The following is a 7,341-nucleotide window of genomic DNA, read 5'->3' on the forward strand; positions in this document are numbered from 1 at the left end:
CGCCTCGCAGCGTGCCGACTGCGGGCGTTTGTCATCAGGGGGAAAGTGGCACGCGCAGGGCGCGGCGCGAGGTCAGGCCGGCGGGCTGGGCCAGGTCACGTCGTCAGGGAACCCAGGCTGCGCGCTGAGGTCGCGCAGCGCCTGGCGGTAGGCGGCCCAGGCGGCGGGCACGGGCTCGCCGCGCTCCATGGCGCGGGCCACCACCCAGTCGCAGGCCTGCAGGCGGCGGTCGCGCTCGGCGCGCACGTCAGCCTGGCGCCGCGCCAGGTCAGGCCCCTCGGGCTCGTGGTCCATCAGCTCGCCGGTGTCGAGGTCGACGCGCTGGCGCTGCCAGTCGGTCACGCCCAGGGCCGCGCCGTGGCCGGGCGGGATGTTGAGATCGAGATCGTCGGCAGGGCCGGTGAAGTTGCTGCCCACAAACAGCCCATCGGCCAGGCGGTAAAAGTGCCAGGTGGTCATCGCTTGATCTGCTCGACCTTGAGGTTGATGTTGCTGAATGAGTAGCCGCCCACGCCGGGCCGCGTGGCATCGAGCCCCACGGTGACCGAGCTGCCGCCGGTGCAGGTGAAGGTGGCCTGCTGCGCAAAGCTGGCCTCGCCGCGCGTGGTGAACACGATGGCGTCACCGTTGACCGTGCTGCCCTGCGTGCGGAACAGCTTGGCCGAGCCGTTGGCGCCGCTGGCCTTGCGCGTGAAAAGGTCGGCCGTGACGGACACGATGAGCGTGCAGTCGACCGCTGGCGTGAAGGTGATGGAGTGGATGGTCGCCATGGCCGTCAGATATCGTTGAAGTCGGCCACCGGGCCGGCCAGGAAGCTGGTGAGCACGACGGTGACGGAGTCGGCCACGATTTGGCTGGTGCCCACCACGCGGGTCAGCTCCATCGTCACCCAGATGGTGCCGGCGGTGAGGCCGTTGCGCAGGCGGGGCTGCACCTGCAGCGCTTCGACGCCGGTGATTTGCACCTGGGTTTCGTAGTCGGTCCAAGCGCTGTTCGGGATGGCCGAGAGGTTCCAGCCCGCCGTTGGCGTCGAAGCGACTGGCGTGCCACTGTTGACCGGCGGCGCCGTCCAGTAGGCCTGCCCTGGGATGTGCAAGCCGAACCAGAAGATGCCAGCGCTGCCGACGTCCTTGTAGACGCGGATGCGCAGCCGGTACACGCCGTTTTTCTCGACGAGCACGCGACCGCCTTGCTCGTCGCCCACGGAGCCCCAGGAATTGCACTGCAGCGCAACGCCGGGCGAGCCAGCGTAGCTGCCCGACCAGCGCGCGGCGTTGACCGACGCGAAGCTGGCCACGGTGGTCACCTCGAAGCCGCCGAGCCAAAAACTGGGGCTCAGAAACTGCGGGTCGGGGATCAGGTTGTCACCAGCACCGCGCTGGGCCCGCTTGCCGGCCTCGTCGGCGATCTTGTTGAGTAGGGCCTGGCGCGCGTTGTAGAACGTCGTCCAGTTGGTCTGGTCGGTGGCCGGCGTGATGGGGGTGTCGGTGCTGGTGTCGTTGTAGGCGGGGCTCAGGCCGCTCAGGTAGCTGTTGAGCGCGTCGTGCCAGGTGATGTAGGTGTCGCGCTCGGTCGTGATGCCGTAGGCGTTGGCCTGCGCCACGATGCCAGTGCGCTCGCCGCTGATGGCCAGCCATTCGCGGATGACGGCGGGCTTTTCGCTGGCGTCGAGGTAGCCGTTGCTGCGCATCGTGGCCAACGTGCTGAGCGCGCTGCTGGCGTTGGTGCTCGCCGTGTTGGCGGTGGTCTGCGCTGCTGAGGCCGCATTGGCCGCCGCGGTGATGCTGGGCACCAGTGCATCGTTGAGCACAGCATTGGGCTCGAAGTATTCGCGCAGGCTGGGCTCGGTGCCGTCCACGAGGTTGACCATGGGCCTGCCGAAAATCTGCTCGGCCCCGAGGCTCGCGTAGAACTGGTAAGCCCGGTGGTACTGGACGCCACCAGGCCCGTGGTTGAAGTTGAGCCCCGACACGACCTTCTGGCCGGTCTTGCAGTCCCAGATGCCCGCCGAATCGTTGGTGTTGCCAGTGGACCCCTGGGGGTACACGTACCCAACAAAGAGATACCAGCGGTCAGTCTGAAGGGCTCCACCTGCTATGGCGAAGTACGGGTTGCCATTGATCGTCGTGGTGTTGAGGTCGCAGACGTTGCCGCATCCCCAGTAAGCCGTCGCCGATCCACCAAGACGCCGGATGGGCACCACGAAGCGGTAGGTCTTGGTGGGGTCCGGTGCAGCCACGAAGGTGCCAAAGTCCCAGCCACCGGCCTGATTGCCGTTGCTGCTTTGCTCCTGCGCGTAGAGGCAGACATCGTTGCCGCCCCTCGGACCAGGACACGGAAGCCCGTAGTCCGGAGTCCCTGTAGGGCCGAAGGTGAACAGAGCCTGCCCAACACCCCCATCGGTGTTGACCGCCCAAGGCATCGTGCCGCTGCGCCGCCACCACGACAGGTCGATCAGGTTGTTGCGGATGTTCTCTTCGGGCGGCCGACCGTTCACCGTCGTCCAGTTGGCGCGCTGGCCCGCCACCTCGGCGATCTTGTTGAGCAGGGCCTGCCGCTTGGCGTAGACGTCGGCCCAATTGGCGCGGTACACGGCCGGCACGATGGTCGTGTCTTGGCTGGTGTCGTTCCAGGCCGGCGAGAGGCCCGACAGGTAGGTGGCCAGCGCCGACTTGGCGTTGGTGTAGTTGTCGCGCTCGGTGACGATGCTGTAACCGTTGGCGCGAGCCACGATGCCAGCCTCTTCGTCTTGCAGCGCCTGCCAGTCGAGGATGGTGGCGGCCTTTTCGCCGCGCGCCAAGATGCCGTCGCTGTCGATGGCGGCGATGCGGCTCAGCGCGTTGGTCGCGTTGGTGCTGGCGGTGTTGGCGGTGGTCTGCGCCGCGCTGGCCGTGGCTTGTGCGGCGGCGGCGGCATCGCTGGCCAGGCGGGCGGCGGTGACGTCCTCGAGGCGAATGTCTTGCACGGCCTGCTCGACCGTCCCTGAGCCCGTGGCGGCGTACTGGAACCAAAAGCCCACGCGGCAGTAGGCCGCGGCCGCAGGAATGGGGCGGCCAGACACACCGGCACCAAAGTCGCTGCCGTAGCGGCGCCACACGTTGTCGGCGGTTGGAAGCCCGCCGAACGGGTAGCCCGCAAACGAGCCACCCCAGCCGGTGTCGGCGCCAGTCAGCTCACTGCCATCGGCGCGGAACATGCGCACCGTGAGGTAGACGTTGCGGTTGTTGCCGGCCTGGGCGCCGATGTTGGCCGTGAGGCTGTATCGCTTGGCCGGGTCGAGCGGGATGGTTTCACGCGACCAGATGCGCTGGTCGGTACCTGGCCCGCTGCAGCTGAAATAGCGGGTGCCCACCGCACCGGCTGAGGTGGTGTTGAGCTGGATGACGTTGGGCGCGTTGTCGAACTCCCAGGCGGCCAGGTCGTCGCACGCTGGGTTGGCATTGAGCGCCGCGCCGCCCGTGACCACCGCGAGCGCCGTGCCCGTGGTGCTGGCCAAGGCGGTGCTTAAGTTGCCGCTGGTGTCCTCGTGCCGCGCCAGCAGGGTGTAGCTGCCGGGCGCCGCGGCCCACTCGAAGGCGCTGCCGGTGCCGCGCCAGATGCGCGTGGCGGTGGCCCAGCTGGTACCGACGCGCAGCTCGGTGAGGGCGTAGTCGGCGTCGGGGCAGGACGTCCAGCTCAGGCGCACGGCGCCGGGGGCGCTGGTGGCGGTGAAGCCGGCCACGTCGCTGGGGGGCGCGCTCTTGCCGCGCACGACGTGCGACTGGTGCAGGCTCCAGGCGCCGGCCACGAGCTTGTTGCGGGCGCGGATCGTGACGACGTAGACGCGGCCGTCTTGCACGCCATCGAGCAGGGCCTGGGTTTCAACGCCGGGCACGCTGACGGTCTGCCAGGTGCTGGCGTCGCTGTCGGCCGGGCCGTAGCGCAGCTCGATGCTGCCGCCGTTGCGCACGGCCTCGTCTTGCACGGCGGCCCAGGTGACGCGCATGCGGCTGATGATGGTGCCGTCGGCCTGCTTGAGCAGCTGGGCGTTGCCGCTGTCGATGGCGCTGGGCGCCACGTTGGGCACGGTGTAGGGGTTGGGCAGCGCGGTGTTGGGCGCCGGGTCGCTGCGGCTGAAACTGGCGTCAGGGTTGAAGATGCTGGCGTCGGTTTCCTTGAGGCTGAGCTTGATGCCTCCTTCTTGGGTGAACGACCAGCCGAGCACCTCGAAGGGCTTGGCCGACCAGCCGAAGCGCGGCAGGGTGACGGCGACGACGTCGAACAGCTCGAGCACCAGGGCGCGCAGGTTGCAGCTCAGGGTCACGCTCAGGGCCTGGCGGCTGTCGCGCAGCATGACGCCGCACACATGGGCCGCGTGGGCGGTGTCGGTGACGGCGGCCAGCGAGATTTCGCGCGGGTACTCGCCGCCATCGGCGGCGATGTACGCGGCCGGGGCGATGCGGGGGATGGGCGACACGACGTAGGCCTGCGCCGCGTTGGCGATGCTGGGCACCAGCACGTTGAACAGGTCGGTGCGCGGGACGGTGCTGACCACGTCGATATCGCCCGCGCTGCTGACCCAATCCTCGGTGAGGGTGGCCACGGGCGCTTGGTAGGCCCCGGCGCGAAGGCGCAGGCGCCCCCCAGCCCAGGCCCAGCGGCCGGCCATGGCGGCGACGATCTCGCCCAGCACTTCGTCGGGGGCCTGGTCGGTGCGGGCCACCAGGCCGGCGGTGAACAGCGGCAGGGTTTGGGTGACGCTGTTGCCGGCGGCGTTGATGGTGGTGAAGCTGGTGGCGACGTCGCAGGCGTTGGCCGCGGCGATGAAGCTGGCATCGTCGAGATCGGTGCTGCTCAGGCCGCCCCCGTTGGGGTGCAGCACCCAGTCGCGGGCAATGATGGCGGGGTTTTCGGTCCAGGCAGTGGTGCTGCTGCGGGGGTCGAAGAGCTTGGCGCCGCGCACCACCGCGCTGACGCTGGGCGGCCCCATGGGGAAGGCGTCTTGGTCGTAAGTGAGGTCGATGACCAGGCAGGCGATGCCCTGGAACTTGTGCGCGCTGGTGATGCCCGGAATGCCGGCCAGCACGGTGCTGAGGTCTTGCCCCGGCGCGCCGCTGTAGGCACGCACGCGGGCTTTGCTGCTGGTGTTGGCGACTTGGTAGGTGATGTGGCGATTGACGCCCAGATAGCCCCCCGAGGGCGTGACCACCGACCCGGCCTGGCTGAAGGCGATGGACTCTTGCGCGAGGCGGTCGGCAGTGCTTTCGGCGGTGACGCCAACGCTGGCCGGCACGGCATCGCTGGGGATGGTGGCGCTGGCGCTGCCGGCGGTGACGATCTGCCGGCCGCTGGTGCGGGTGATGGTCAGCCAGGGCGCGGTGGTGACGTAGCCGCTGCCGTCCAGGGTGACGGGCACGTCGTTGAAGTAGACCTGCTCAACCGCGTCGATCTCGTGCCCGGCCAGGGCCAGCACGATGGTGAAATTCTCTTTTTTGGTGCCGTGCGTGGCCTTGAAGATGACGCCGTCGGCGCAGCGCACGCGGCCATAGACACGAGCCCGCGCCGCATCGACCACCGGCACGCTGACCAGGCGGTCTTTGAGGCTTTCGTTGTAGGCGTTGCGGGCTTTTCGCCGCGCGGCGCTTTGCTGGTAGCTGCTGTACGCAGTGACGGCCACGATGGCCCAAAACTGCCAGGCGTAATAGCCGTAAGAGGCGTACGCGATAGCCAGCACAACAATCTGCGGCATCAGGCGGCCCTCCATGCATTGCTCGCCGCATCAAGCGGCAGGGCAACAAGGCCCTGCGCACCAGGCGCCAGCCAGTGGGCCCCGCCACACAGTGCGAGGGTGTCACGGCCCTCGATGGGCAAGAGGCCGACGTCGCCAACCTGGGCAGCCAGGACGGGCACCTCAGCGCCAGCACGGGCTTGCGCGATGGCCCGCAGGCCGCCGTGCGCATGAATGATGCGCATGGCTTCGCGCTCGCTGCGGTAGCCGCGCAGGTCAGCGGCGGGGTCTTGGCCGGTGATGGCCTGCACGGCATCGCACACGAAGAGGCAGCAGTCGTGCTCGCCCCAGGCGAAAGGCGCGGCCAGGCGCGCCTGGATGAGGGCCTGCAGGCGGGGCTGCCAATCGGGCAGGCGGGGGTGGCTCGGCGTGGTCATTGCTTGAAGTACTCCGCGCTGGGCCAAATGTCCTGGTGCTGGCTTTGCCGCACGATGTACTCGAGGGCGCTGTCGCCGGGGTACAGGCGGCGCTGGTCGGCGTCGGTGTAGCGCAGGGGCTTGGGCCGGGCAAAGTAAATGCCGCGGTGCTCGGCGGTCACGGTGATCGTGCTGGACTCGGGGCCATGGCGCACCGGCATCTGGTCCATGGTGCCTGACCAGAGCTGCAGCACCTGGCCAATGGCCTGGGTGTCGGGGTCGAGCAGCGCCACGCGCAACACCACGCTGCGGCCTTGCAGGCTTTCGTTGAGGGCCAGGGCCACCATTTCGCTGGGCACGCCGCTCAGGCTGAAACGCAGGCCCTGCACCTCGCCGCCCTGGTCTTTGACTTCCTCGACGCCGACCTGGCGACCGCCGAGGTAGGTGTTGCCGTTCCAGTCGATATCGATGGGCGCGCTGGTAGCGTAAAGCGTGCCGCTCTCAAAGGCCATCTCGGCCAGCAGGGCCAGGCCCAAGCGGTTGCCCAGCCAGCCGGCGGGGGTGGCGTTGATGGCCCTCAAGAAAACACCTCTTCGAAATCGACGGCCATGGGGGCGGCCTGGCCGGGGCTGTAGCCGGCGGCGAAGGTCATGGCGGGGCAGATGAACAAGGCGGTGGGCCGGTCCCAGGTGACTGCCGCGCCGCTGCCCAGGGCGGCTCGCACGCGCTGCACCAGGGGCACGGTGAGCACGCCGGTGCTTGGCGTGCAGTCGGCCAAGCACTGGAACAGCTGGCCGCCGACCTTGAAGAAGTCGCCCGCTTTGAGCGTGCCGGTGGTGTTGATGAGCAGCTGCAGGTCGCCCCGCGCGGCGGCGGTGTTGAGCGTGGGCGCGCCGCGCATGGTGCCCACCGGGGCCGGGCGCAGGAAGTGGCGCAGGCGCACGCGCTCGGACCCGCCGGCCACGCGCGCAAAGAAGGCCTCGGCCTGGCCCGCCAGCGCGGGCGTGCCCAGGTTGAAGGTCAGCGAGGCGCGCCACCGCTCGCCCGGGAACTCGATGGATTCCACCGAGCCGTTGAACGGGCTGCGGAACTGCACGCCGGCCTTGATGCTGCCCCACTCCATGGTGGTGGGCTTGAGGGTGCTGGGGAGGTCGAAGGTGGCCATGGTTTACCCCGCAAAGCCTGGGCGGCGCATGCTGCCGACCAGCTCGGCCTTGA

At 69.1% G+C, this 7,341-nt stretch carries 6 protein-coding genes; all 6 read right to left on the minus strand.

The window, feature by feature from the left end:
* Positions 1-72 precede the first annotated feature (72 nt).
* Genes ACOVRJ_RS19520 through ACOVRJ_RS19545 form a run of 6 tightly spaced genes read right to left on the minus strand, consistent with a single transcriptional unit; the run spans position 73 to position 7,288 of the window.
* A complete protein-coding gene (locus ACOVRJ_RS19520; protein ID WP_422045493.1) occupies positions 73-459 on the minus strand; it encodes a tail fiber assembly protein in 387 nt (128 codons plus the stop codon).
* A complete protein-coding gene (locus ACOVRJ_RS19525) occupies positions 456-770 on the minus strand; it encodes a hypothetical protein (RefSeq protein WP_422045494.1) in 315 nt (104 codons plus the stop codon). Before ACOVRJ_RS19525 ends, ACOVRJ_RS19520 begins: the two co-directional genes overlap by 4 nt.
* Before the next feature lie 5 nt (positions 771-775).
* Positions 776-5,728 carry a phage tail protein gene (locus ACOVRJ_RS19530; RefSeq protein WP_422045495.1) on the minus strand — a complete coding sequence of 1,651 codons (4,953 nt, stop codon included), beginning with the start codon at positions 5,726-5,728 and terminating at the stop codon, positions 776-778.
* A complete protein-coding gene (locus ACOVRJ_RS19535; protein ID WP_422045496.1) occupies positions 5,728-6,144 on the minus strand; it encodes a DUF6950 family protein in 417 nt (138 codons plus the stop codon). Before ACOVRJ_RS19535 ends, ACOVRJ_RS19530 begins: the two co-directional genes overlap by 1 nt.
* A complete protein-coding gene (locus ACOVRJ_RS19540) occupies positions 6,141-6,704 on the minus strand; it encodes a hypothetical protein (protein WP_422045497.1) in 564 nt (187 codons plus the stop codon). The genes ACOVRJ_RS19535 and ACOVRJ_RS19540 overlap by 4 nt, the downstream gene beginning before the upstream one ends.
* Positions 6,701-7,288: a hypothetical protein gene (locus ACOVRJ_RS19545; protein WP_422045498.1), complete on the minus strand. Its 588-nt coding sequence runs from the start codon at positions 7,286-7,288 to the stop codon at positions 6,701-6,703. Before ACOVRJ_RS19545 ends, ACOVRJ_RS19540 begins: the two co-directional genes overlap by 4 nt.
* Positions 7,289-7,341 lie beyond the last annotated feature (53 nt).

Source organism: Roseateles sp. (assembly GCF_049240545.1).
Lineage (GTDB): Bacteria > Pseudomonadota > Gammaproteobacteria > Burkholderiales > Burkholderiaceae_C > Paucibacter_A.

Coding starts and splice junctions, on each gene's coding strand:
- ACOVRJ_RS19545 (WP_422045498.1), bottom strand. CDS start 7,288: ATGGCCACCTTCGACCTCCCCAGCACCCTCAAGCCCACCACCATGGAG.
- ACOVRJ_RS19525 (WP_422045494.1), bottom strand. CDS start 770: ATGGCGACCATCCACTCCATCACCTTCACGCCAGCGGTCGACTGCACG.
- ACOVRJ_RS19535 (WP_422045496.1), bottom strand. CDS start 6,144: ATGACCACGCCGAGCCACCCCCGCCTGCCCGATTGGCAGCCCCGCCTG.
- ACOVRJ_RS19520 (WP_422045493.1), bottom strand. CDS start 459: ATGACCACCTGGCACTTTTACCGCCTGGCCGATGGGCTGTTTGTGGGC.
- ACOVRJ_RS19530 (WP_422045495.1), bottom strand. CDS start 5,728: ATGCCGCAGATTGTTGTGCTGGCTATCGCGTACGCCTCTTACGGCTAT.